Below are 23,489 nucleotides of genomic sequence, written 5' to 3' on the forward strand. Positions count from 1 at the left end.
CCGCAATGACTGAACTGAAGAATAACGAGCGCGAACTGCATTTCTTCCGGCGGCGCCTGACCGTCCTGGGCGCGCTCGTGTTTATCTGCTTTTCGCTGCTGCTGGCGCGCTTCATCTGGCTGCAGGTGATCAAGCATGAGGATTATGCCACCAAGGCCGAAGACAACCGCATTGCCGTGGTGCCCATCGTGCCCACGCGCGGCCTGATCCTCGACCGCAACGGCGTCGTCCTGGCGCGCAATTACTCGGCCTACACGCTGGAAGTGACGCCATCGAAGCTCAGTGCCAGCCTCGATTCCGTGATCGACGAGCTGTCGACGCTGGTGCAGATTGACGTCAAGGATCGCCGCCGCTTCAAGAAGCTGCTGGAAGAATCGAAGAACTTCGTCAGCGTGCCGCTGCGCACGCGCCTGACGGACGAGGAAGTGGCCCGCTTCACGGCGCAGCGTTTCCGCTTCCCTGGCGTGGAAGTGCAGGCGCGTTTGTTCCGCCAGTATCCGATGGGTGAAGTGGCGTCGCACGTGGTGGGCTTCATCGGCCGCATCAACCGCAATGAAGCCAAGGCCCTGGAAGAGGGCGAGGATGCCGCCAACTACAACGGCACCGACCATATCGGCAAGGAAGGCCTGGAAAAAAGCTACGAGAAGCAGCTGCATGGCATTACGGGCTATGAAGAGGTGGAAGTGTCGGCTGGCGGGCGCGCCATGCGCACGCTGTCGCGCACTGCGGCCACGCCCGGCAACAACCTGATCCTGTCGATCGACATCGAGCTGCAAAAGGTGGTCGAGGAAGCGTTCGGCGAGTGGCGCGGTGCCGCCGTGGCGATCGACCCGGCCACGGGCGACATCCTGGCCTACGTCTCCAAGCCAGGCTACGATCCGAACCTGTTCGTCGACGGCATCGACCAGCAAAGCTGGAACGAACTCAATACCTCGCTGGACCGGCCGATGGTCAACCGCCCCCTGTCCGGCACCTATGCGCCCGGCTCGACCTTCAAGCCCTTCATGGCGCTGGCCGCGCTGGAACTGGGCAAGCGCACGCCGAGCCAGTCGATTTCCGACCCCGGCTTCTTCATCCTCGGCGGTCACACCTTCCGCGACGACAAGGTGGGCGGCCACGGCACGGTGGACATGCACAAGTCCATCGTCGTCTCGTGCAACACCTATTACTACCAGCTGGGCCGCGACATGGGCATCGACGCCATCCACGACTTCATGAAGCCGTTCGGCTTCGGCCAGCTGACGGGCATCGACCTGAATAACGAAAAGACGGGCGTGCTGCCGTCGACGGAATGGAAGCGCAACCGCTTCAAGACGCCGCAGCAGAAAAAATGGGTGGGCGGCGACACGATTTCGGTGAGTAACGGCTCCGGCTACAACTCCTACACGCCGCTGCAGATAGCCCACGCGACGGCCAACCTGGCCAACAACGGCGTGGTGATGAAGCCGCATCTGGTGAAAATCATCGAGGACGCGGCCACGCGTGCGCGCACCCTGACGGTGCCGAAGGAAAGCTACCGCATCGCGCTCAAGCAGGAAAACATCGATACCATCAAGCGCGCCATGGTGGGCGTGACCAGCGAGCAGGGCGGCACGGCCGCGCGCATCTTCACCGGCGTGCAGTACACGGTGGGCGGCAAGACTGGCACGGCGCAGGTGGTGGGGATCAAGAAGAACGAGAAGTACAATGCCAAGCTGCTGGCCGAACGGCTGCGCGACAATGCCCTGTTTACGGCCTTCGCGCCGGCCGACAAGCCGCGCATCGCAATCGCCATCGTGGTGGAAAACGCGGGCTTCGGCGCCGGCGTGGCCGCGCCGATCGCGCGCAAGGCGCTCGATTACTACTTGCTGGGCAAGCGCCCGAGCGACAAGGAAAAGGACACCACCAAGGTGCCCAAGGAAGATGTCGACGAAGTGCGCACCCTGGAAGAAATCACTGACGAGCAGGCCGCCCCGGCGCCGCCTGCCAGGCAATAAGGAAGCACATGCCCATTAACGAGAGGCGCTCGCTGTGGCGGCGCGCCAAACCCTATCTGGCGGTGTTCGATCCGCCGCTGATGATCATCATCCTGATGCTGCTGTGCACCAGCCTGCTGACCCTGTATTCGGCCAGCATCGGCATTCCCGGCAAGATCGAGGACCACCTGCGCAACATCCTGCTGTGCTTTTTCGTCATGTGGGTGGCGGCCAACGTCACGCCGCAGATGATGATGCGCATCGCCGTGCCCGCGTACACGGTATCGGTGATACTGCTGGTGGCCGTGGCCCTGTTCGGCACCATCAAGCTTGGCGCGCGGCGCTGGCTGCATATCGGCGTGATCGACATCCAGCCTTCCGAATTCCTGAAGATCGCCACGCCGCTGATGCTGGCCTGGTTCTTCCAGCATAATGTGGGCGCCTTGCGCTGGAAATCGTTCGTGATGGCGGCCGTGCTGCTGCTGGTGCCCGTGTACCTGATCGCGCGCCAGCCCGACCTGGGTACGGCGCTGCTGGTGGTGGCGGCCGGCTTTACCGTCATCTTCCTGGCCGGCCTGTCGTGGAAGGTGCTCGCTGGCTTGCTGATCACCTTTGTTTCCTGCCTGCCGATCGCCTGGTCCCACCTGCACGATTACCAGCGCGACCGGGTGATGATGCTGATCGACCCGACCAAGGACCCGCTGGGCAAGGGTTTCCATATCATCCAGTCCATCATTGCCATCGGTTCCGGCGGCATGACGGGCAAGGGCTGGACGCACGGCACGCAGGCCCACCTGGAGTTCGTGCCGGAGCGTACGACCGACTTCATCTTCGCCGTGTACTCGGAGGAGTTCGGCCTGGTGGGTAATCTGATCCTGATGCTGATGTATTTGCTGCTGGTGGGACGGGGGATGATGATTGCCGCCAACGCCCCCAGTTTTTTCACTCGCCTGCTGGCAGGAGCGATAACAATGATTTTCTTTACATATGCGTTTGTCAACATGGGCATGGTCAGCGGCATCGTGCCGGTAGTCGGCGTTCCCCTGCCTTTCCTCAGCTATGGCGGCACCGCCCTGCTGACGTTGGGCGTCGCCTCCGGCATCCTGATGAGCATTCAGCGCCACCGTAAACTGGTGCAGACCTGATGCGCGCGCCTTTCGATGCTTTCGCCACGCGCGGGCCGAATGCTGCCGCACTGCTGGCCGTCCTGCTGACCCTGGCCGCCTGCGGCACCGCGCCGCAAAAGCCCGGCTCGGGCAACGTCCCTGTGCCGTCGGGCGGCAAGGTCAAGGCGCCCGTGCGCCAGGACCCTACCTTGCCGGCCTTGCCGGCAGCCGGTTCCGGACGCGGCGGCTACTACAAGGATGACGGCCCGGGCGACAATCCGCCTGCCAACCTGCGCGACGTGCCCGATGCGGAAGTGCGCAATGAGCCGTATTCCACGCGCTCGAACCGGCCCTACGTCGTCTTCGGCAAGACCTACACGCCGATTACCGACAACGAGCCGTTTACGCAGAAGGGCACCGGCACCTGGTATGGCAAGAAATTCCACGGCCAGCGCACCTCGTCGGGCGAAATCTACGATATGTACAAGATGACGGCGGCCCATCCGACCTTGCCAATTCCGTCGTATGCGCGCGTGACGAGCATCGACAGCGGCGAGCAGGTGATCGTGCGCATCAACGACCGCGGGCCGTTCCACGCCACGCGTGTCATCGACGTGTCCTACACGGCGGCGCTGAAACTGGGCTTCCTGGGCAAGGGCAGCCACCAGGTAGTGGTGGAACGCCTGCTGCCGGCCGATATCGACGCCATCCTGGCCGCCCGCGCGGCGCCCAAGCCGGCGCCATTGACGCCGTCGGTGGTGGCCATTTCCATCGATACGCCAGTCGAGACGGGCGCCGTAGTACAACCTGAAGTGACGACGCAGATGCTGCCGGTTGACGCAACGGTTGCCGCGCCCGCACCGGCGGCGCTGGCCAGCGGTTTTTATTTGCAGCTGGGCGCGTATTCGCGCGCCGACAATGCGGAAACGGGGCGCTCGCGCCTGGCGCCCTACGCGGCAGCCCTCGGTACGCTAGGGGTGGTGCAGGCCGGTAACCTGTTCCGCCTGTACGGCGGACCGTTCTCCAGCCGCGCCGAGGCGGCACGCGCGGCGGCGAATTTGCCGGAATCGACGGGTATCAAGCCTATCGTGATCCAACGGTAGTTATTTGCAATTGCGCAGTTCCTGTTCAGGGAACTGCGCCTTGATCTTTTCCAGGCGCGTGCGCGTGGCAGCGTCGAGGTCGCGGAACTGGAAGGCCAGCTGCTTGCTGGAGCTGTAGCGGGGGCCGATGCGCGCGCTGTGCACGCCCTGCTTGTTGAGCGACGCCAGCTGGCTTTGCGCACCGCTTTCCGACTTGAAGACGCCCAGTGAGATACCCCAGCGCATCGGGCTGCCGTCGCCCATGATGAAGTAATTCGTCACACCCAGCTGCTTCAATTCGCCGGCCTTGCGCTCCGCGCCTTCCTTGCTGCCCTGCGGCGGGATATACACCATATAGCTCGATACTTCCTGGCCGGCCACGTTGCGGCGCGACTGGCGGTCGCCCAGGTCCAGCGCGGCCACTTGCGCCTCGAAGCGGCGCCCGTCGGCCAGCAGGAAATTGCCCACTTCCGTGCAGGCATACGTCGTCGGCGGTGCCGGCACGGCCGCCACCGGCTTCTCTGCCTCTTCGGCGGCCGGCGGCGCGGCGGGCGCCGTGGCCTGCTCCTGCGTCAGCAAGGTGAGCTTGCCCGCCTGCAGCTGGTTTTTCAGGCGCGCCGGTTCGCGCGTCTCCGTGCGAAAACTGCCCAGATAACCCTGGCCGATGGCCAGCACCAGCAGGTTGACGCCGGCCAGCAGCCAGAAGACGAATTTCAGCATGCGTGTTCTCCTTGCGTGTCGCCCGCTGCACGCGCCGCGGCCTGCAGGCCGATCATGACGATATTGTCGACCAGGTGCAGCGGCACCGGCAGCGCCAGGGCTGGCGCGATGCGTTGTGCGGCGCCCCCCGACAGCAGGCAGGCGCTGGCGCCATGCATGCGCACGGCCCGTTCGATGGCGCCCGCCTGCGCCGCCAGGCAGCCGGACAGGATGGCATCGTCCGTATTGTCGGCAAAGCCGTCCGGCAACCCGGCGTCGCCCGCGATCTGCGGCAGCTGCGCCGTGTTGCGCGCCAGCGAACTGGCCATCAGACCCAGGCCCGGCAGGATCATCCCGCCGAGGAACACGCCGTCGGCCGTGATGGCGTCGATGGTGGTGGCGGTGCCGCAATTGGCGACGATGACGGCCTGGCCCGGTGCCAGCGCGTGCGCGCCGATGGCGGCGGCAAAGCGGTCACAGCCCAGTTGCGCCGGATTGCGATAGTGATTGCTGACACCTGCCTGCTGCGGCAGCGAAACAAAGGTGGAGATGGCGGGCGCCGGCAAGGCCGGAAGCTGCGCCCGCAGGCGCGCGCCGATGGCCGCTCCCGCCACGTTCGACAGCAGCACATGGGAGATATCCAGGCCCGACCATGCGGCCTGCAAGCTGTCGAGCTGGGCGTGGGCCACGGCACCGCTGGCCAGCCAGGCGCCAGCCACGCCGGCAGGGGCGCTCAAGGCCCATTTGATGCGCGTGTTGCCGGCGTCGATGAGGAGCAGCATGCGCCTACTCCTGCGCCAGGTGCAGCGAGACGTCGCCGGACATGATTTCCTGCAGGCCGTCGTCGGTACGCAGCAGCAGCCGGCCCAGCTGATCGACGCCGGCCGCCACGCCTTGCTGCAGCAACTGGCCATTGTCGAGGATTCTCACGTGCCGGCCCTGCCACGCGTGGAGCAGGTTCCAGCGCTCCGTAAATGGCGCAAAGCCCGTGTCGTCGAATTCGGCCAGCACGCCGGCCAGGCGGCTGAGAAGGGCCGCTACCAGGGTGTTGCGTTCCATTTGCGCCAGCCAGGGCACGGCCGACACGCTGCGGCCGATCCGCTGTTCCAGCGCATCGGGCATCAAGAGGTTGATGCCGCAGCCGATCACGGCCCACACGCCGCCTTCCGTTGCCTGCTGCGTCTCGACGAGGATGCCGGCCAGTTTATGGCCATCCTTGAGCAGGTCGTTCGGCCACTTCAGCTGCACCGGCACGCCCAGCGAGGCCATGGTTTCGGCCAGCGCCACGCCGACGGCAAGGGGCAACCCCACCAACTGGTGCAGTGGCGCCTTGAAGCGCCAGGCCAGCGAGAACATCAGGCTGGCGTCGGATTGCGACAGCCATGGGCGTCCGGCACGCCCGCGTCCGGCCGTCTGCTGGCCGGCGATGCGCAGGGTGGGGCCGGCCAGGGTGGCGCAGCGCGCCAGCAGGTCGGCGTTGGTCGATCCCGTTTCGTCGACCACTTCGATGGCCACGTGGGAGGCGCCCGTGGCGCAATGGGCGGCGATGGCCGCGCTGTTCAGGTCTGAGTGCTTCGTCATGGTGATGGGGTCAGTTGCGCGCCTTGTGCGGCGCGTTGGCGAACGCCAGGTCGTACACGGCATTGGGCAGCACGCGCAGCAGCTTGGCGACGACGCCCATCTGCCATGGAATCACGCGGTAGCTGTCGCCGTCGGCGATGGCGCGCGCGGCGCGTACGGCGAATTGTTCGGCCGGCATCAGGAAGGGCATGCGGTAGGCGTTATGGCGCGTCATCGGCGTGTCGATGTAGCCGGGCGTGATGGTGACGACCTTGATGCCGGCAGGTTTCAATTCCAGGCGCAGCGATTCGCAGTAGCTGATGACGGCCGCCTTCGAGGCGCTGTAGGCTTCCGCGCCGGGCAGGCCGCGGATGCCGGCCACGCTGCCGATGCCCACCAGGCGTCCGCTGCCCTGGGCTTTCATCGCGGCGATGAAAGGGGCGAAGGTGGCGACCGTGGCCGTGACGTTGATGGCGATGAGGCGCGCGAAGGCGTCGAGGTCTTCCGCGTGCTCCGTCAGGGTGCCGTACGATACTCCGGCGCTGGCGATGACGGCGTCGATGCGGCCCGCGTACTGCAGGAAGTCATCAGCTGCCTGTTTCAATGCCGCGTGGTCGCAGACGTCGACGGCGTAGGCGCGGTGGCGCTCAGGGTGGGGCAGGGAGGCGATCAGCTGCTGCAGCGCGTCGCCGCGGCGCGCCAGCAAACCCAGCCTGGCGCCCTGGCGCGCGTACTGCAGCGCCAGGGCGGCGCCCAGTCCGCTCGACGCGCCCGTGATGAAGACGCCGTGCATCAGGCGATGCGCGCGTGCCGGGGCTGCGCCAGGGAAGTGGCCATGCTTATTTCTTTTCCGCTTTGGCTTTCGCGACCAGCGCGTCCATCACGGTGAGCGCCTGGGCGTTCAGCTGCTCTTCGTTTTTCGCCGACTTGCTGCCCTGGTCTGCCTGCGATGGCGAGGTGATGTAGCGGCCATCGATGGCGATCATGGGCCAGAACGTGACGTTATAGCCCTGCATCATGGCGTCCGCACGGCGCACGCGGGCCGAGATACCCATCGAGCGGTAGGTGTCGATGAATTTCTGGCGATCCACGCCCTGCCTGGCGACGAAGTCGAACACGGCGTCGTCGGTGGCCAGGCGGTTGCGCTCCGCGTGCATGGCGTGGAAGACCGTCGTGTGCAGCTTGTCGACCAGGCCCATGGCTTGCAGGGTGAAGAACAAACGCTGTTGCGGCGCCACGTTTTCGTCGCGCGACACGTGCACGCGCTTGAAGACGATGTTGTCGCCCTGTTTCTTGACCCAGGCCGCCAGCTGCGGTTCGAGCACGTTGCAATGCGGGCAGTAATACGCGAAGAATTCCGTCACTTCGATCTTCTTGCCCGATTCGGTCGCCTGCGGCGTGGGCAGGGTTTCGTACTCGACGCCGTTCTTCGGCTCGGACGGCGAGGCCGACGCGCCCATGGCGGCGCCGCACAGAGCGGCGGCAAACAACAGCTTCTTCAGAAAACGCATGCTGGTTCCTTATTTTTGGTTGCGGACGACGGCGACATCGATGCCGTTTTCAGACAGCTTGGTGCGCGCGCGGTTCATCGCTTCGAGCTGGTTGAACGGACCGACGCGCACGCGGTGCAGCACGCCGGCATCGGTACTGCGGTCGCTGATGGCCGCTTCGAAACCGAGCAGCGCCAGTTTGCCGCGCGTGCTTTCGGCGTCCGCCATGTCATGGAAGGCGCCAGCCTGCAGATAATAAATCCATTTGTCGCCGGCTGCATCGGCCTTGGCCTCGGGCTTCGTTTCGGCCTTGGCCTGCGGCGCCGGGGCAGCGGCAGGTGCTTTTGGCGCCGGCTTGTCCTTCAGGGTGCCGATCAGTTCCTGCAGCGCGTCCGGTGGCGGCGCCTTCGGCTGCTGCGCCGGTGCTGGGGCCGGCGCGGGGGCCGCCGGTTGCGCCGGCGTGGTGATTTCGCGCGGCTCCTTGGAGAAGTCGCGCGCCGCTTCCTTGGCCGCTTCCTTGTTGCCGTACATCGGCTTGTTCGGGTCGGCGATCTGGCCGGCAGTCGGCTCGGCCGTTTTGCCGGCCTTGCCCGACTTGTCGGTGAAGGGCGACGAACCCTTGGTGATCACCAGGGCGACCACCACGGCGATGCCCAGGCCGATGACCAGGCCAATGATGATGCCGACCAGGGTGTTGCCCTGCTGGCGCCGGGTCGAAGAGAAGCGGGAAGCGTGATTCATTGACGGATAGACCTTCGCGATTACATTTTGTTTGGCGCGGATACGCCGATCAGTGCCAGGCCGTTGCGCAGTACCTGACGCGCGGCGAGCACCAGCGCCAGGCGGGCCATCTTGACGGCTTCGTCCTCGACCAGCACCTTTTCGGCGAAGTAGAAGCTGTGCAGGTCGGCGGCCAGTTCGCGCAGGTAGAACGCAACCTGGTGCGGCCCCAGTTCCGCTTGTGCGCGCGCCAGCATTTCCGGGTAGGCGGCCAGGGTCGCCAGCAGGGTCGCCTCGGTCGGCGCCGTCAGGGCGGCCAGGTCGACGCCGGCGATGCTGCTTTCGTCGCCGCCCCAGTTTTCCAGGATGCGGCAGATGCGCGCATGCGCGTACTGCACGTAATAGACCGGGTTTTCATCGGTGGTTTTCAGCGCCACGTCAACGTCGAAGACGAATTCCGTGTCGGCCTTGCGCGAGATCAGGAAGAAGCGCACGGCGTCGCGGCCCTTGGCGATGTCGCCGCCGCCCGACCATTCGATCAGGTCGCGCACGGTCACGTAGGAGCCGGCGCGCTTGGAAATCTTGACTTCCTCGCCGTCCTTCATGACGGTGACCATCTTGTGCAGCACGTAGTCCGGGTAGCCTTGCGGGATGCCCATGTCGACCGCCTGCAGGCCGGCGCGCACGCGCGCGATGGTGCCGTGGTGGTCGCTGCCCTGGATATTGATGGCCTGCACGAAGCCGCGCTGCCATTTCACCAGGTGATATGCCACGTCCGGCACGAAATACGTGTAGGTGCCGTCCGTCTTGCGCATGACGCGGTCCTTGTCGTCGCCGAAGTCGGTGGTGCGCAGCCACAGCGCGCCATCCTGTTCATACGTGTGGCCGGCCTTGATCAAGGTTTCCACTGCGCTGTTGACCTTGCCGTCCGCGTACAGCGACGATTCCAGGTAGTAATTGTCGAACTTCACGCCGAACGCCTGCAAGTCGATATCCTGCTCGTTGCGCAGGTAGGTGACGGCGAACGGGCGGATCGAATCGATGTCGTCCACGTTGCCATTGGCCGTGGCGGGCAAGCCATCGCTGGCCGACACCGTCTTGCCGGCCTTGAAGTCGTTGGCGATGTCGGCGATGTAGTCGCCGTTGTAGGCGGACTCGGGCCATTCGGCGTCGCCCGGCTTGAGGCCGCGCGCGCGCGCCTGCACGGAATTGGCCAGGGTCTGGATCTGCACGCCCGCGTCGTTGTAGTAGAACTCGCGCGTCACTTGATAGCCTTGTGCGTCGAACAGCGACGACAGGGCGTCGCCCAGCGCCGCCTGGCGGCCGTGGCCCACGTGCAGGGGGCCGGTCGGGTTGGCCGAGACGAATTCCAGGATCACTTGCTTGCCGGCACCTGCCGTACTGCGGCCATAGCGATCGCCTTCGCCCAGGATGGTCTTCACCACGGCTTGCTTGGCGGCAGCGGACACGCGCACGTTGATGAAGCCGGGGCCGGCGATTTCCACCGCTTCGACGAGGCCCTTGCCGGCCGGATTGGCCAGCACGGCCGTGACGATGGTTTGCGCCAGTTCGCGCGGATTCTGTTTCAGCTGCTTGGCCAGTTGCATGGCGATATTGCAGGCGACGTCGCCATGCGATGCATCGCGTGGTCGCTCGAGCACCACGATGGGGGTCAGCGAGGTGCCGGCCAGGACGGGAGCGAGGGCGGCCTGGAACAGGGCGATGATTTCTTGTTTCTGTTGGGCGAGCATGAGCAGGATGGCGGCGAAACCGCGTTAAGAATGAATAGAATGAATCAAAAAGCAAAACGGACGGCAAGTACCCAAGCCGCCCAGACTGCGTTAATTATACTGGTTTGCTGCCGGGAACAATACGCTTGCCGGCGGGCGCCCCATCGCGCCGCATTTCACGATATTATCAGTAAGACATGTTCATGTTGGTGCATGAAAACATCAGCATGGCGCATTCTGCTTGTATATATGCGCTTTTTTGCGGCAATTTACATTTATCACTACAATCGCTTGGGCCAGAGGGCGCTACAAACGCTACAATCGACCCTTTATTGATGACGCGCGGCCGCGAGTGCCACCATGCCACCAGCCGCGCGCAGCCACACCGGATAACTATGAACAAGCGCCCCACGCTGAAATTGAAAACCAAGCCGGCGCCAGGCCAGGCTAGCGCCCCTGCCGCACCGAAATTGCGTCCCAGCTACCATCCCGACCTGAAACCGGTCCTGCAGCCAGGCTTCCAACCCGATTTGCGCGCCGACTCGCTGGCATTTTGCCTGCTGGGCGCTGCCAATGCCGTGGCGCAAGTGCGCACGGGCACGGCCCTGCCGCAGGCGCTGGCCAAGGTGTTTGCGCAATCGAACGCCAGCCCGCAGGCGCGCGGCGCCATCCAGGATATTTCCTATCGCACCATGCGCCAACTGGGCCGCAGCGAAACCCTGGTCGGCCTGATGACCTCGAAGGCGCCCGAGCCGCCGATGCTGGCTGCGCTGCTGTGCTGCGCGCTGTCCTTGATGTCGGCCGAGCCGGGCGAACAGCCCTATGAAGAATTTACCGTTGTCGACCAGGCTGTCACGGTGGCGACATCGCACCCTGACCTGGCGCATGCCAAGGGCATGGTCAACGCCGTTTTGCGGCGGTTCTTGCGCGAGCGCAAGTCCTTGCTGGAAGCGGCCCTGCAGCAGCCATTGGCGCAATGGAATTATCCACAGTGGTGGATCGATTCGCTGCGCCTGGCCTATCCCCGCGACTGGCAAGCCATTCTGACGGCAGGCAACGCCGTGCCGCCATTGACCCTGCGCGTGAACCGCCGCAAGAGCACGGTGGAAGCCTACCTGGCCGTGCTGGCGGAAGCGGGTATCGCCGCGCGCCAGGTGGGACCGTTTGCCGTGCGCCTGGACAAGCCGATCGGCGTGGCCCTGATCCCCGGCTTCGAGCACGGTGTCGTCTCGGTGCAGGATGCTGGCGCGCAACTGGCCGCACCGCTGCTGGACTTGCAGGACGGCATGCGCGTGCTCGACGCCTGCGCGGCGCCGGGCGGCAAGACTTGCCATATCCTGGAGCTGGCCGACGTGCAGGTGACGGCCATCGATGCCGACGCCAAGCGCCTGCCGCGCATCGCGGAAAACCTCGAGCGCCTGGGCCTGCAGGCGACCCTGAAGGCGCAGGATGCGCAATCGAGCGCGTGGTGGGATGGCCAGCAGTACGACCGCATCCTGGCCGACGTGCCGTGCACGGCGTCGGGCATCGTGCGCCGTCATCCCGATATCCGCTGGCTGCGCCGCAAGGGGGACGCGTTCCAACTTGCAACACTTTCATCCAAAATTCTGGACAACCTGTGGCAGATGCTGCGCCCCGATGGTAAATTGCTGTTCGTGACCTGTTCATTGTGGCCGCAAGAGTCCGAAGCACAAGCGGCTGCGTTTGCGGTGCGCAATAATGCGACCCGTCTGACCGCGCCTGGCCAGCTGTTGCCCACTGGCAGCGCGGAGCAGGACCATGACGGTTTGTTCTATGCGCTATTCCAAAAAAATGCGGCTTGAGCGATTCGTTCATACTTTTCCTACGGACACTATCGGCACACTTGTGACAACACGACTCTTCCGACTCCTGGCCTTGCTGCTGATGCTGGCATGTACCATGCCACGCGCGCATGCCGCCGATATGGTCGAGATCACGCGTGCCTACATCGAGGCTAGCGAAGAGGGCTACAAGCTGGCCGCCACGTATTCCTTCGAACTCAATCACGACCTCGATGACGCCGTGCAGCACGGCGTCCCCTTGTTTTTTACGACGGAAATCGAACTGACCCGGCCCCGCTGGTACTGGTTCGATGAAAAAGCCATCGTCGCGCGCCAGACCAGCCGCCTGTCATACAACGTGCTGACACGCCAGTACCATGTGTCGGGCGGCGGCCTGCAGCAGAGCTTTGCCAACCTGGACGATGCGCTGTTCCTGATCCGCCGCCCCAGCCGCTGGCTGGTGGCGCGGCGCGGCGAGCTGAAAGTGGGGCAGACGTACAATGTGACCTTGCGCATGGGCATGGACCGCGACTACCTGCCCAAGCCGATACAGGTCAATGCCTTCAATAACAGTGACTGGCGCCTGGCTTCGAATAAAAAAACCTTCTTGTATACGGCGGAGTAGTGAGTCAAGCATTGCGCTATCTGCTGGTGGTGGGCGGCGGCATTGTCAGTATCCTGCTGTTCCTGCTGGCGTCGGCATCCGACAATTCCGGCTTCTTCGACCGTTACTATTCCTGGCTGCTGGGGCTCAACGCCGCCGTGGCCGTGTCCCTGCTGGCCCTGGTCGGCATTTCCCTGGGGCGCCTGTACGCGCGCTACAAGAGCGGCAAATTCGGCTCCAAGCTGATGACGCGCCTGGTGATGCTGTTCGCCATCGTCGGCATCCTGCCCGGACTCGTGATTTTCGTCGTGTCCGTGCGCTTCGTGTCCCATTCCATCGAATCGTGGTTCAACGTCAAGATTGAAGCGGCGCTGGAATCAGGGCTGGAGCTGGGCCGCGCGGGCCTCGATGCGGCCCTGGTCGAGCTCGACCACCGCGGCCACAAGGCGGTCGACGAAATGCGCGCCGACCCCGTGGCCGGTCCGGCGGTGCTGACCAGCCTGCTGCGCGAGGAAGGCATGCAAAACGTCATGATCGTCAGCGGTGACGGCGTGCTGCTGGCCAGCGCCGGCCCGCACAGCGCGGCCGACCTGCCGACGCCGGCCATGCTGGCGCAGGCGGCCTTGCCGGCCGGCTACGCGTCCGCCGAGGGCGGGCTGGAGTTGCATGACGATGGCACGGAATCGGGCGGCGGCGGCATCCGCGCCGGGCCGCCGGCGGGGCTCGATGCGGCAGCCGGCCTGCGCCTGCGCGTGCTGGTGTCCGTGCCGGGGCCGTCCGTATCGCCCCGCTACCTGCAATTGCTGCAATCGGTGCCGCCCAAGCTGGCCACCAATGGCGAAATGCTGCGCGCCGCCTACAGCGAGTACAAGGAACGTTTCGTCGCGCGCGTGGGCTTGCGCAAGATGTACATGGAAATCCTCACCTTGACCTTGCTGCTGGCTATCTTTGGCGCCATCGGCAGCGCCTTCCTGATCGCCGGCAACCTGGCCCAGCCGTTGCTGCTGCTGGCCGAAGGCACGCGCGCCGTGGCCGAAGGCGACCTGTCGCCGCGCCCCATCGTCGCAACCAAGGATGAACTGGGCACCCTGACGCAATCGTTCAACATCATGACGCGCCAGCTGCTCGATGCGCGCACGGCCGTGGAAAGCAACCGCGCCGCGCTGCAAAATGCCAAGGCCCACCTGGAATCCGTGCTGGCGAACATGTCGGCCGGCGTGATGGTGCTCGATGGCGACTTCAAACTGGTGACCTGCAATGAATCGGTGGAGCGCATCCTCCAGCATTCGGGCGCCAGCATGGTGGGCCAGCCGCTGGCAAATATTGCCGGGATGGAAGAATTCGGTTCCGCCATCATCAGCGCCTTCACGGCGCAAAGTGCGCAATCGGCGTCGGGCCGCAACCTGCAGCGCCTGCACTGGCAGCGCCAGATCGAGATACCGCGCCGGCTGGGCAGCAGCGCCGACGAGCACGACATCACCTTGCTGGCGCGCGGCTCGCGCCTGCCGCTGGAGTCCGGCAGCGGCTACATCGTTGTTTTTGATGATATTTCCGACGTCATTTCCGCGCAGCGCTCGATTGCATGGGGCGAAGTGGCGCGCCGTCTCGCGCATGAAATCAAGAATCCGTTGACGCCCATCCAGCTGTCGGCCGAGCGCCTGCAGATGAAGCTCGAAGACAAGCTGGAGCCGCGCGACGCCGAACTGCTCAATCGCGCCACCACCACCATCGTCAAACAGGTCGACGCCATGAAGCGCATGGTCGATGACTTCCGCGACTATGCGCGCACGCCGCCGGCCGTGCTGACGCCGCTGCGCCTGAACGAGCTGATCGAAGAGATACTGAACCTGTATTTGCGCGGCGACGATGGCGACATCATCCACCCGCAACTGGCGCCGAATCTGCCGATGGTGATGGGCGACCCGACCCAGTTGCGCCAGGTCATACATAACCTGTTGCAGAACGCACAGGACGCCATGGCGGACCTGCCGCCGGAATCGCCGCATCCGCGGATTGACGTAAGGACGGAAGCAATTCATTATCGCAGTGCGGACGGCGGCGTGAATATCGCCGTGCGGCTGGCCATCACCGACAATGGCCCCGGTTTCGCGCCGAAGATCCTGGCGCGGGCCTTCGAGCCCTACGTCACGTCGAAGGCGCGCGGCACGGGGCTGGGCCTGGCGATGGTGAAGAAAATCATCGATGAACATGGTGGACGCATCGATATCGAAAACCGGGTCGACGGCAATGGCGCTTCGGTGGTCATTTTGCTGTTAAAGTTAGCTCCCGACGCTCCGGCCCAGGAATTCCTGGCTTGAGGGTCTGGTTTAGTATTTAAAACACTAATAAAATCATAGCTGTCCGCGCGTGCCTCTTGTACGCGACGGCCGGCGAAATGAGGAAGGCAAGACACGAATGGCAAACATACTCGTAGTGGATGATGAAATGGGTATCCGTGAGTTGCTCTCGGAAATTCTGGGCGACGAAGGACATGCTATCCAGCTGGCCGAAAATGCGCAGCAGGCGCGCGAAGCGCGTGCCGCCGGTGCGCCGGATCTGGTATTGCTCGATATCTGGATGCCCGACACCGATGGCGTGACCCTGCTCAAGGAGTGGCAGCGCGATGGTTTGCTGACCATGCCGGTGATTATGATGTCGGGCCATGCCACCATCGATACGGCGGTCGAGGCGACGCGCATCGGTGCGCTGAATTTCCTGGAAAAGCCGATTGCCCTGCAAAAACTGCTGAAAGCGGTCCAGCAAGGCTTGACGCGGGCGCAGGAAACCGTGCGCGCGCCGAGCGTGGCGCCGCGTCCCGTGGCCGCCGCCGTGGCCGAGGAAAGCAGCCATCCCGTGCCCAGCTTCGGCGGCAGCGCGCCGCAACAGCTGATGGTGCGCCCAGGCATCGCCGTTCCGGCGGTGGCCGAGGGCCATGGCTACAACCTGTCGTTCGACCTGCCGCTGCGCGAGGCGCGCGATGCGTTCGAGCGCATGTATTTCGAACACCACCTGGGACGCGAAGGCGGCAGCATGACGCGCGTGGCGGAAAAAACGGGGCTGGAACGCACCCATTTGTACCGCAAGCTGAAACAGCTGGGCGTCGAACCGGGCAAGCTGGCCAAGAAAAGCCTGTGACGGCAGCCGTACGGCACGCTACGCCGCTGACCCTGGTCAGTGGCGGACGTGCCGGTGAGCGCGAGGCTAGCATTGCGCAAGTCTTGCTGCCGGAGCAGCCGTCGGCCGTGATCCTGGAAGGGTTGGCTGACGGCAACTCCATCCTGGCCGACCTGGCCGAGCAAACCTCCCCATCGTTTCCATTGCAACTGTTGCGCATCGCGCCCGGTTGCCTGTGCTGCAGCGGCAATCTCGTATTGCGTGTAACATTAAATCGTCTGCTGCGCCATCCACCGGCGCGCCTGTTCATCAGCCTGGCCGACGCTACGCATATCGAACAGCTGCGCACCTGGCTTACCGCCAGTCCCTACGATGTCTTGCTGGCGCCGCAGGCGGACATCGTGGTTTCCTGAACGCGCTTTCCTGACGCCTTTCTGATCGAATGACCGCAGTCGCAGTTTGCATCTCGTTACAACTCTGTAGCCCGCAGGGTGGCCTGGCCGCTTGAAATGGCGGCGTGGGAACCCCACCTCTGTCCTGAAACCGCAGGAGCTTCTCCTGCCTGAGCGAAGGATGCAAAATGAACCTGATCTATAACAGCGAACAATATAGCGTCGTGGAATTCGGCGCCGACGTCGACCTGGAGGCCCTGCGCTTTGGCGGCTATGAAATCGTCGACAAGGGCGGCAAGCGCGAGACTTTCATCGCGGGAGTCCTCGCGCAAAACTTCCGCCGCGACGTCACGGAACTGATCGCCAGCGAACCGAGCATGGAGGAAATCGATGAATTTTTGGGCAGCTATGATTCCCTCATGAGCCAACCGGTCCTGTTGCACTGATGCTGGCTGCCTGATGGCCATCGCTACCATACCAATCCGCCGGGCGGCGTGGTATGGTGGCCGGGTTAACCTGCTGCAAACAGACCATGTGCCAACTTCTCGGAATGAATTGCAATGTCCCCACGGACATTGTCTTTAGTTTTACCGGCTTCGCCATGCGCGGCGGCCATACGGATACCCACCATGACGGCTGGGGCATCGCCTTTTTCGAAGGCGCCGGCGTGCGCCATTTCGTCGACCACCAGGCGGCCATCGCCTCGCCCGTGGCCGAACTGATCAAACGCTATCCCATCAAGTCGCGCAATGTCATCGCGCACATCCGCAAGGCCACGCAGGGACAGGTGGCGCTGGAAAACTGCCACCCCTTCGTGCGCGAACTGTGGGGCCGCTACTGGGTATTCGCCCACAATGGCGACTTGAAGGAGTTCCACCCCGTGCTGACGGGCAGCTACCGCCCCGTCGGCTGCACCGACAGCGAACTGGCCTTCTGCTATCTGCTGCAGGAGCTGCATGCACGCTTCGGCGATGCCCCGCCGGCGCTGCCGGCCCTGCACGCGGCGCTGGCGGAGTTGCTGCCAGGTATCGCCGCCCATGGCACCTTCAATATGATGCTGTCGAGCGGCGAAGCCCTGTTTGCCCATTGCTCGACCAGCTTGCACTATCTGGTGCGACAACATCCATTCCCAACTGCTAAACTCTCCGATGAGGACTTGAGCGTGGACTTTTCCCAGGTGACGACGCCGCTGGACCGGGTGGCCGTGATCGTTACGCAGCCGCTGACGACCAACGAGCAATGGACGGCATTTGCACCGGGCGAATTGAAACTATTTGTCGACGGGATGGTGCAACTGGCCCCGGCAGCCTGATTTTTGACGACAATCGCCTTGATTGCTGCCAAAATACCCACAGCGCGGGCGGAATTCAGCTAAAGTATTGTCAATAGTGAACCTTGATGCGGGCGCGGCGCGGCCGGTGTCACTCGACGTGATTGATGAAGAGTTAATGATCGATATTTCCAGCAACGACATCACCCCGAAACCCTTGCGCGTGCGCGAGTTTTATCTGGGGCGACAACCTATCCTTGACCGCAATCAAGCCTTGTTTGGCTATGAGTTGCTTTTCCGCAACGCACCGGTCGGGCCCGCCAACATTACCAGCGACCTGTCCGCCACGGCTTCCGTCATTGCCCACGCTTCCCAGCTGGGCATGGAAAAGGTCATCGGCGATGCGCTCGGCTTCGTCAACGTCGATGCCGACGTGATCATGAGCGACATCTTCGTCTTCCTGCCGCGTGAAAAAGTCGTGCTGGAAATTGTCGAATCGATGCCCGTCACGCCGGCAGTACGTGCGCGCATCAGTGAACTGGTGGGCCATGGCTTTACCTTTGCGCTGGAAAACGTCGTGGCCGATACGGCGCAGGTGCAGGAACTGCTGCCGCTGGTGCAGTACGTCAAGATGGACATGAGCACCGTCGATCCCAAGGTGCTGGCTGCACTGGCGCCCCGTTTCAAGCAGGAAAACAAGAAACTGGTGGCGGAAAAGGTCGAAACGCGCGAAGAATTCAAGTCGGGCCTGGACCTGGGCTTCGATTACTTCCAGGGGTATTACTTTGCCAAGCCCGCCATCATGACGGGCAAAAAACTGTCGCCATCGCAACTGGCCGTCATGGAACTGATGACCCTGGTCACTTCGGACGCCGACAACATGGATATCGAGCGCGCCATCAAGCGCGACGTGTCGCTGGCCCTGAACCTGTTGCGCTTGGTCAATACGCCCGCCGTGGGCGCCCGCCAGCGCATCGATTCGCTGAGCCAGGCCGTGACCGTGCTGGGCCGCCGCCAGTTGCAGCGCTGGCTGCAGATCATGCTGTACGCGGAACCAAGCAAGCGCGGCCATAGTATGACGCCGCTGCTGATGCTGGCCACCACGCGCGGCCGCCTGCTCGAATTGCTGGCCCATAAACTGCGTCCGAGCCACGCCCACTCGGCCGATATCGCCTTTACGGTCGGTATCATGTCCTTGATGGACACCCTGTTCGGCGTGCCGATGGCGGAAATCCTGAAACAGATCGAGGTGATCGACGAAGTCGCCGAAGCGCTGCTGTCGCGCGAAGGCTTCTACGGCGACCTGCTGCGCCTGGCCGAATGCATCGAGCGCATCGAAGACATGGAAGGCGAGATCGTGCCGACCCTGCGTGACCTGGCCATGTCGCCGGACGACCTGGTGGAGCTGGAAATGGCGGCCTACGAATGGAGCGACAACGTAGTTCGCTACGCTCTGTAGTTGGCACCTGACCAAACCTACTGCGCGTCGGCATAGGCGGCTTGCGATGCTCACCGGCTCGGCGCCCCCGTACTGAGTACGGCTCCGCTTCTCGGCCACCTCTTCCTTCCGCTCGCTACGGTTTTGTCAGGTGCTGAGACGTCGCGTATCTGCGGTGCTGTTCGTATTTTAAAAAGCCCTGCACGGCTTAGCCGTGGCAGGGCTTTTTTGCGCCGCTACGCCGCGGCGCCGGGCCAGTGCTTGTGCAGCTCGGGGTCGGTGCGCAGTTCCCACAGGGCCAGGATGACGACGGCGATACCGACGATCAGCTCGTTCCACATGACGACGCGCTGGTCGGCCAGCCGCAGTACCCATGGCGAGACGGCCACCCAGACGCCCACCAGCAGGTTGACGACGACGGCCCAGAAATAGGTCTTGTACAGGTCGAAGGCGGCCAGCACGGCGATGACCAGGCCCGAGAGCAGGGCGTTGAGCATCTGCGGCGAGCCTTCGGGATAGGAAAACGCCCAGGGCGACACGATCAGCCACAGGCCCAGCAGCAGGATCACCTGATCCTGCCAGCGTTTCAGTTTGAAATTGGTTGCCATAATACCTCCTTGCCAGTTGGGGAACGGGCCGGAGCGGGCATGCAGCATGCCGGCCGGCATACTGCATTAGTGCGCTGCGGCGCGCGAAAAGTTCCGCGCGCCTTGTGCTTATATTATGGCACTACGACAGGTTCGGCGCCAGCCAGCGTTCCACGTCCTCGACCCTGGCGCCACGGCGCTTGGCCATGTCTTCCACCTGGTCCATGCCGATCTTGCCGACGACGAAGTATTTCGACTCCGCATGGGCAAAGTAGAAGCCGGAGACGGCCGCGCCGGGGAACATGGCATACGATTCCGTCAGCTGCATGCCGATTTCCTCTGCCTGCATGACTTCGAACATTTCTTTCTTGACCGTGTGCTCGGGGCAGGCCGGGTAGCCGGGCGCCGGGCGGATGCCGACATATTTCTCGGCGATCATGTCGTCGTTGCTCAAGTGCTCGTCCGGCACGTAGCCCCACAAGTCCTTGCGCACGCGCTCATGCAGGTATTCGGCAAACGCTTCTGCCAGGCGGTCCGCCAGCGATTTGAGCATGATGGACGAGTAATCGTCGTGCGCATCCTCGAAGCGCTTTTCGTACTTTTCGATGCCCAGGCCGGACGTGACGGCAAACATGCCGATGTAATCCTTCACGCCCGAAGCCTTCGGCGCGATGAAGTCGGCCAGGCACTGGTTCGGGCGCTGCACGCCGTCGACCACGGGCTTGACCCCTTGCTGGCGCATGCCGTAATACGTGAACGCCACGCTACTGCGCGTATCGTCCGTGTACACCTCGATATCGTCGTCATTGACGCTGTTCGCTGGCAGCAAGGACACGACGCCGTTGGCCGTCAGCCAGCGCCCGTCGATGAGTTTCTTCAGCAAGGCCTGGCCTTCTGCGTACACCTTGGTGGCGGCGTCGCCCACCACTTCATCCGTCAAGATGGCGGGGAAGGGGCCGGCCAGGTCCCAGGTCTGGAAGAACGGGCCCCAGTCGATATAGTTGGCCAGGGTGGCCAGATCCACGTTCTTGAACACGCGGCGGCCGATGAACTTCGGTTTCACGGGCTTGCAGGCGCCGTCGAAGGGCACGACCATCTTGTTGGCACGGGCCTGCGCCAGCGGCAATATGGGCAGGGCCTTCTTGTTGGCGTGCTGCTCGCGGATGCGCGCGTAGTCGATTTCAATGTCTTCCACATACTTGTCGCGCTGCTCCGGCGTCAGCAGCGATTGCGCTACGGAAACGGAACGCGAAGCGTCCGGCACGTAGATGACGGGGCCTTCGTAGTTGTGCGCGATTTTCACGGCCGTGTGGGCGCGACTGGTGGTGGCGCCGCCGATCAGCAGGGGAATCTTGAGCATGCGGAAATGTTCGTCGCGCTGCATTTCTTTGGCGACATACGCCATTTCTTCCAGCGACGGCGTGATCAGGCCCGACAGGCCGATGATGTCGGCGTTTTCCACCTTGGCGCGGGCGAGGATTTCCGAGCACGGCACCATCACGCCCATGTTCACCACTTCGAAGTTATTGCATTGCAAGACTACCGTGACGATATTCTTGCCGATGTCATGCACGTCGCCTTTCACGGTCGCCATGATGATCTTGCCTTTCGGCTTGGCCACGATGCCCGTGCGCTGCTCTTCCAGCAGCTTTTCTTCCTCGATGAACGGAATCAGATGGGCCACGGCCTGCTTCATCACGCGCGCCGATTTCACCACTTGCGGCAGGAACATCTTGCCCTGGCCAAACAGATCGCCGACCACGTCCATGCCAGCCATCAGCGGGCCCTCGATCACGTGGATCGGGCGCCCGCCATTGTGCAGCAACTGCTGGCGCGCTTCTTCCGTGTCTTCCACGATGAATTGCGTGATGCCATGCACCAGCGCGTGCGACAGGCGCTCCTGTACGGTTCCTTCGCGCCAGGCCAGGGTTTGCGCCTCGGCCTTGCCGCCCGCCTTCAGCGTGCCGGCAAATTCGATCATGCGCTCGGTCGAGTCTTCGCGGCGGTTCAGCACCACGTCTTCCACGCGCTCGCGCAATTCCGGGTCCAGGTTGTCGTACACGCCCACCATGCCGGCGTTGACGATGCCCATGGTCATGCCGGCCTTGATGGCGTGGTACAGGAAGACGGTATGGATGGCTTCGCGGGCCGGATCGTTGCCGCGGAAACTGAACGACACGTTCGACACGCCGCCCGAGATCTTCGCGTATGGCAAGTTTTCCTTGATCCAGCGCGTGGCATTGATGAAGTCGACGGCGTAGTTGTTGTGCTCTTCGATGCCGGTGGCCACGGCAAAGATGTTCGGGTCGAAAATGATGTCTTCCGGCGGGAAGTCCAGCGCATCGATCAATAAATGGTATGCGCGGGCGCAAATCTCGATCTTGCGCTCGAAGGTGTCGGCTTGCCCCTTTTCATCGAAGGCCATGACGATGACGGCCGCGCCGTAGCGGCGGCACAGTTTCGCCTGGCGCAGGAATTCTTCCTCGCCTTCCTTCATGGAAATGGAATTGACGATGGCCTTGCCCTGCACGCATTTCAGGCCCGCTTCGATGACGGACCATTTCGACGAGTCGACCATGATGGGCACGCGCGAAATATCGGGTTCGGAGGCGATCAGGTTCAGGAAGCGCGTCATGGCGGCCTGTGAATCGAGCATGGCCTCGTCCATGTTGATATCGATCACTTGCGCGCCGTTTTCCACTTGCTGGCGCGCAACGGACAGGGCTTCGTCGTATTGCTCGTTGAGAATCATGCGCGCAAACGCCTTCGAGCCCGTGACGTTGGTGCGCTCGCCCACGTTGACGAACAGCGATTCGTCGTTGACGACGAACGGTTCCAGGCCCGCCAGGCGCAGGTCGTGCGACGGGGCCGGCACGGTGCGCGGGGTGTTTTTCGACAGCAACGCGCCGATGGCGGCGATGTGCTCGGGCGTGGTGCCGCAACAGCCGCCCGCCATGTTCAGGAAGCCCGCGTCGGCAAATTCGCGCAGCAGGGCGGAGGTGTCGGCTGGCAACTCGTCGAAACCCGTGTCGCTCATGGGGTTGGGCAAGCCCGCATTCGGGTAGATGCAGACAAACGTGTCGGCGATCTTGGCCAGCTCTTCCGCATACGGACGCATCAGGGCCGCGCCCAGGGCGCAGTTCAGGCCGATGGTCAGCGGTTTCGCGTGGCGCACGGAATTCCAGAAGGCGGGCACGGTCTGGCCCGACAGGATGCGGCCCGAGGCGTCCGTGACGGTGCCCGAAATCATCAGCGGCAGGCGCGCGACGTGCGGATTCTGCTCGTAGAACAGGTCGATGGCGAACAGGGCCGCCTTGCAGTTCAGGGTATCGAAGATGGTTTCCACCAGCAACACGTCGGCGCCGCCCTCCACCAGGCCCTGCGTCTGTTGCAGGTAGGCGGCCACCAGCTGGTCGAAACTGATATTGCGCGCGGCCGGGTCGTTCACGTCGGGCGAGATCGACGCCGTCTTTGGCGTGGGGCCCAGGGCGCCGGCGACGAAGCGCGGCTTGTCCGGAGTGGAATACTTGTCGCACGCGGCGCGCGCCAGTTTTGCCGCCTGGACGTTCATTTCATAGGCCAGGTGGGCCATGTGGTAATCGTCTTGCGCGATCGTCGTGGCGCCGAAGGTATTCGTTTCGATCAGGTCGGCGCCTGCCGCCAGGTAGCGCTCGTGGATTTCCTGGATGATGTGCGGCTGCGTCAGGGTCAGCAGCTCATTGTTACCTTTGACGAACAGTTCGCGCGCGCCGCTGTCGGCCGGGGCGGCGAAATCGATGAAACGGCCGGCAGGACCGCCACGGTAGGCTTCTTCGTCGAGCTTGTATTGCTGGATGATCGTGCCCATGGCGCCGTCGAGTATCATGATCCGCTGCGCCAGGATGGCGCGCAAGGTGGCTTCGGTCGGGGACATGGCGGGGATCACGGTATCGTTCATTTC

20 protein-coding genes are annotated in these 23,489 nt (G+C 63.6%); 11 read left to right on the top strand and 9 right to left on the bottom strand.

Features of this window, described 5'->3' with window-relative positions:
* Positions 1 to 5 precede the first annotated feature (5 nt).
* Genes mrdA through BXA07_RS12620 form a run of 3 tightly spaced genes read left to right on the top strand, consistent with a single transcriptional unit; the run spans position 6 to position 4,164 of the window.
* Complete coding sequence (gene mrdA, locus BXA07_RS12610; RefSeq protein WP_076568269.1) at positions 6 to 1,976, top strand: penicillin-binding protein 2; 1,971 nt, start codon at positions 6 to 8, stop codon at positions 1,974 to 1,976.
* Between the two features lie 8 nt (positions 1,977 to 1,984).
* Positions 1,985 to 3,100: a rod shape-determining protein RodA gene (gene rodA, locus BXA07_RS12615; protein WP_076568270.1), complete on the top strand. Its 1,116-nt coding sequence runs from the start codon at positions 1,985 to 1,987 to the stop codon at positions 3,098 to 3,100.
* On the top strand, positions 3,100 to 4,164 hold the full coding sequence (locus BXA07_RS12620; RefSeq protein WP_076568271.1) for a septal ring lytic transglycosylase RlpA family protein: 1,065 nt from the start codon (positions 3,100 to 3,102) through the stop codon (positions 4,162 to 4,164). Before rodA ends, BXA07_RS12620 begins: the two co-directional genes overlap by 1 nt.
* Here BXA07_RS12620 and BXA07_RS12625 read toward each other — a convergent pair whose 3' ends face one another.
* From BXA07_RS12625 to argS, 7 genes are read right to left on the bottom strand one after another with little or no spacing between them, the layout of a single operon-like run.
* Positions 4,165 to 4,863, bottom strand: coding sequence for a hypothetical protein (locus BXA07_RS12625; protein ID WP_076568272.1), 699 nt, complete (start codon positions 4,861 to 4,863; stop codon positions 4,165 to 4,167).
* Positions 4,857 to 5,624, bottom strand: a complete 768-nt coding sequence (locus tag BXA07_RS12630) for a type III pantothenate kinase (RefSeq protein ID WP_076568273.1) — start codon at positions 5,622 to 5,624, stop codon at positions 4,857 to 4,859. The genes BXA07_RS12625 and BXA07_RS12630 overlap by 7 nt, the downstream gene beginning before the upstream one ends.
* A 4-nt stretch (positions 5,625 to 5,628) precedes the next feature.
* The gene (locus BXA07_RS12635) at positions 5,629 to 6,423 is read right to left on the bottom strand and encodes a biotin--[acetyl-CoA-carboxylase] ligase (RefSeq protein ID WP_076568274.1); all 795 of its coding nucleotides are present in this window, start codon (positions 6,421 to 6,423) and stop codon (positions 5,629 to 5,631) included.
* Between the two features lie 10 nt (positions 6,424 to 6,433).
* Positions 6,434 to 7,195 (bottom strand): SDR family oxidoreductase, encoded by a 762-nt coding sequence (locus BXA07_RS12640; protein WP_076568275.1) that lies wholly within the window; start codon positions 7,193 to 7,195, stop codon positions 6,434 to 6,436.
* 46 nt (positions 7,196 to 7,241) lie between these two features.
* Positions 7,242 to 7,913 (bottom strand): thiol:disulfide interchange protein DsbA/DsbL, encoded by a 672-nt coding sequence (locus BXA07_RS12645; RefSeq protein ID WP_076568276.1) that lies wholly within the window; start codon positions 7,911 to 7,913, stop codon positions 7,242 to 7,244.
* Between the two features lie 9 nt (positions 7,914 to 7,922).
* On the bottom strand, positions 7,923 to 8,633 hold the full coding sequence (locus BXA07_RS12650; RefSeq protein ID WP_076568277.1) for an SPOR domain-containing protein: 711 nt from the start codon (positions 8,631 to 8,633) through the stop codon (positions 7,923 to 7,925).
* A 20-nt stretch (positions 8,634 to 8,653) separates the two neighbouring features.
* The gene (argS, locus tag BXA07_RS12655) at positions 8,654 to 10,363 is read right to left on the bottom strand and encodes an arginine--tRNA ligase (protein ID WP_076568278.1); all 1,710 of its coding nucleotides are present in this window, start codon (positions 10,361 to 10,363) and stop codon (positions 8,654 to 8,656) included.
* 374 nt (positions 10,364 to 10,737) lie between these two features.
* Between argS and rsmB the strand changes: the two genes are divergently transcribed.
* From rsmB to BXA07_RS12695, 8 genes are all read left to right on the top strand, one after another.
* On the top strand, positions 10,738 to 12,165 hold the full coding sequence (rsmB, locus tag BXA07_RS12660) for a 16S rRNA (cytosine(967)-C(5))-methyltransferase RsmB (RefSeq protein ID WP_076568279.1): 1,428 nt from the start codon (positions 10,738 to 10,740) through the stop codon (positions 12,163 to 12,165).
* 97 nt (positions 12,166 to 12,262) lie between these two features.
* Positions 12,263 to 12,769: a DUF4390 domain-containing protein gene (locus BXA07_RS12665; RefSeq protein WP_244556261.1), complete on the top strand. Its 507-nt coding sequence runs from the start codon at positions 12,263 to 12,265 to the stop codon at positions 12,767 to 12,769.
* Positions 12,769 to 15,066 carry a sensor histidine kinase gene (locus BXA07_RS12670; RefSeq protein WP_076568280.1) on the top strand — a complete coding sequence of 766 codons (2,298 nt, stop codon included), beginning with the start codon at positions 12,769 to 12,771 and terminating at the stop codon, positions 15,064 to 15,066. The genes BXA07_RS12665 and BXA07_RS12670 overlap by 1 nt, the downstream gene beginning before the upstream one ends.
* Before the next feature lie 97 nt (positions 15,067 to 15,163).
* Complete coding sequence (locus BXA07_RS12675) at positions 15,164 to 15,883, top strand: response regulator (protein ID WP_076568281.1); 720 nt, start codon at positions 15,164 to 15,166, stop codon at positions 15,881 to 15,883.
* Positions 15,880 to 16,275 (top strand): GTPase, encoded by a 396-nt coding sequence (locus BXA07_RS12680; RefSeq protein WP_076568282.1) that lies wholly within the window; start codon positions 15,880 to 15,882, stop codon positions 16,273 to 16,275. The genes BXA07_RS12675 and BXA07_RS12680 overlap by 4 nt, the downstream gene beginning before the upstream one ends.
* Before the next feature lie 167 nt (positions 16,276 to 16,442).
* The gene (locus BXA07_RS12685; RefSeq protein WP_076568283.1) at positions 16,443 to 16,700 is read left to right on the top strand and encodes a BTH_I0359 family protein; all 258 of its coding nucleotides are present in this window, start codon (positions 16,443 to 16,445) and stop codon (positions 16,698 to 16,700) included.
* A gap of 86 nt (positions 16,701 to 16,786) precedes the next feature.
* Complete coding sequence (locus tag BXA07_RS12690) at positions 16,787 to 17,566, top strand: class II glutamine amidotransferase (protein ID WP_076568284.1); 780 nt, start codon at positions 16,787 to 16,789, stop codon at positions 17,564 to 17,566.
* Positions 17,567 to 17,702: 136 nt separating this feature from the next.
* On the top strand, positions 17,703 to 18,983 hold the full coding sequence (locus tag BXA07_RS12695; RefSeq protein ID WP_076568285.1) for an EAL and HDOD domain-containing protein: 1,281 nt from the start codon (positions 17,703 to 17,705) through the stop codon (positions 18,981 to 18,983).
* Positions 18,984 to 19,198: 215 nt separating this feature from the next.
* On the opposite strand, the gene BXA07_RS12700 is transcribed toward BXA07_RS12695, so the two are convergent.
* Together BXA07_RS12700 and metH are read right to left on the bottom strand one after the other, a co-directional pair.
* On the bottom strand, positions 19,199 to 19,570 hold the full coding sequence (locus BXA07_RS12700; protein WP_083708197.1) for an SPW repeat protein: 372 nt from the start codon (positions 19,568 to 19,570) through the stop codon (positions 19,199 to 19,201).
* Positions 19,571 to 19,691: 121 nt separating this feature from the next.
* Positions 19,692 to 23,486 carry a methionine synthase gene (gene metH / locus BXA07_RS12705; protein WP_170909657.1) on the bottom strand — a complete coding sequence of 1,265 codons (3,795 nt, stop codon included), beginning with the start codon at positions 23,484 to 23,486 and terminating at the stop codon, positions 19,692 to 19,694.
* Positions 23,487 to 23,489: the final 3 nt, after the last annotated feature.

Source organism: Janthinobacterium sp. TND4EL3, from assembly GCF_900156175.1.
Classification (GTDB): Bacteria; Pseudomonadota; Gammaproteobacteria; order Burkholderiales; family Burkholderiaceae_D; genus Janthinobacterium.

Coding starts and splice junctions, on each gene's coding strand:
- BXA07_RS12620 (WP_076568271.1), top strand. CDS start 3,100: ATGCGCGCGCCTTTCGATGCTTTCGCCACGCGCGGGCCGAATGCTGCC.
- BXA07_RS12675 (WP_076568281.1), top strand. CDS start 15,164: ATGGCAAACATACTCGTAGTGGATGATGAAATGGGTATCCGTGAGTTG.
- BXA07_RS12650 (WP_076568277.1), bottom strand. CDS start 8,633: ATGAATCACGCTTCCCGCTTCTCTTCGACCCGGCGCCAGCAGGGCAAC.
- BXA07_RS12625 (WP_076568272.1), bottom strand. CDS start 4,863: ATGCTGAAATTCGTCTTCTGGCTGCTGGCCGGCGTCAACCTGCTGGTG.
- BXA07_RS12685 (WP_076568283.1), top strand. CDS start 16,443: ATGAACCTGATCTATAACAGCGAACAATATAGCGTCGTGGAATTCGGC.
- mrdA (WP_076568269.1), top strand. CDS start 6: ATGACTGAACTGAAGAATAACGAGCGCGAACTGCATTTCTTCCGGCGG.
- argS (WP_076568278.1), bottom strand. CDS start 10,363: ATGCTCGCCCAACAGAAACAAGAAATCATCGCCCTGTTCCAGGCCGCC.
- metH (WP_170909657.1), bottom strand. CDS start 23,486: ATGAACGATACCGTGATCCCCGCCATGTCCCCGACCGAAGCCACCTTG.
- BXA07_RS12635 (WP_076568274.1), bottom strand. CDS start 6,423: ATGACGAAGCACTCAGACCTGAACAGCGCGGCCATCGCCGCCCATTGC.
- rodA (WP_076568270.1), top strand. CDS start 1,985: ATGCCCATTAACGAGAGGCGCTCGCTGTGGCGGCGCGCCAAACCCTAT.
- BXA07_RS12640 (WP_076568275.1), bottom strand. CDS start 7,195: ATGCACGGCGTCTTCATCACGGGCGCGTCGAGCGGACTGGGCGCCGCC.
- rsmB (WP_076568279.1), top strand. CDS start 10,738: ATGAACAAGCGCCCCACGCTGAAATTGAAAACCAAGCCGGCGCCAGGC.
- BXA07_RS12695 (WP_076568285.1), top strand. CDS start 17,703: ATGATCGATATTTCCAGCAACGACATCACCCCGAAACCCTTGCGCGTG.
- BXA07_RS12665 (WP_244556261.1), top strand. CDS start 12,263: ATGCCACGCGCGCATGCCGCCGATATGGTCGAGATCACGCGTGCCTAC.
- BXA07_RS12645 (WP_076568276.1), bottom strand. CDS start 7,913: ATGCGTTTTCTGAAGAAGCTGTTGTTTGCCGCCGCTCTGTGCGGCGCC.
- BXA07_RS12690 (WP_076568284.1), top strand. CDS start 16,787: ATGTGCCAACTTCTCGGAATGAATTGCAATGTCCCCACGGACATTGTC.
- BXA07_RS12700 (WP_083708197.1), bottom strand. CDS start 19,570: ATGGCAACCAATTTCAAACTGAAACGCTGGCAGGATCAGGTGATCCTG.
- BXA07_RS12630 (WP_076568273.1), bottom strand. CDS start 5,624: ATGCTGCTCCTCATCGACGCCGGCAACACGCGCATCAAATGGGCCTTG.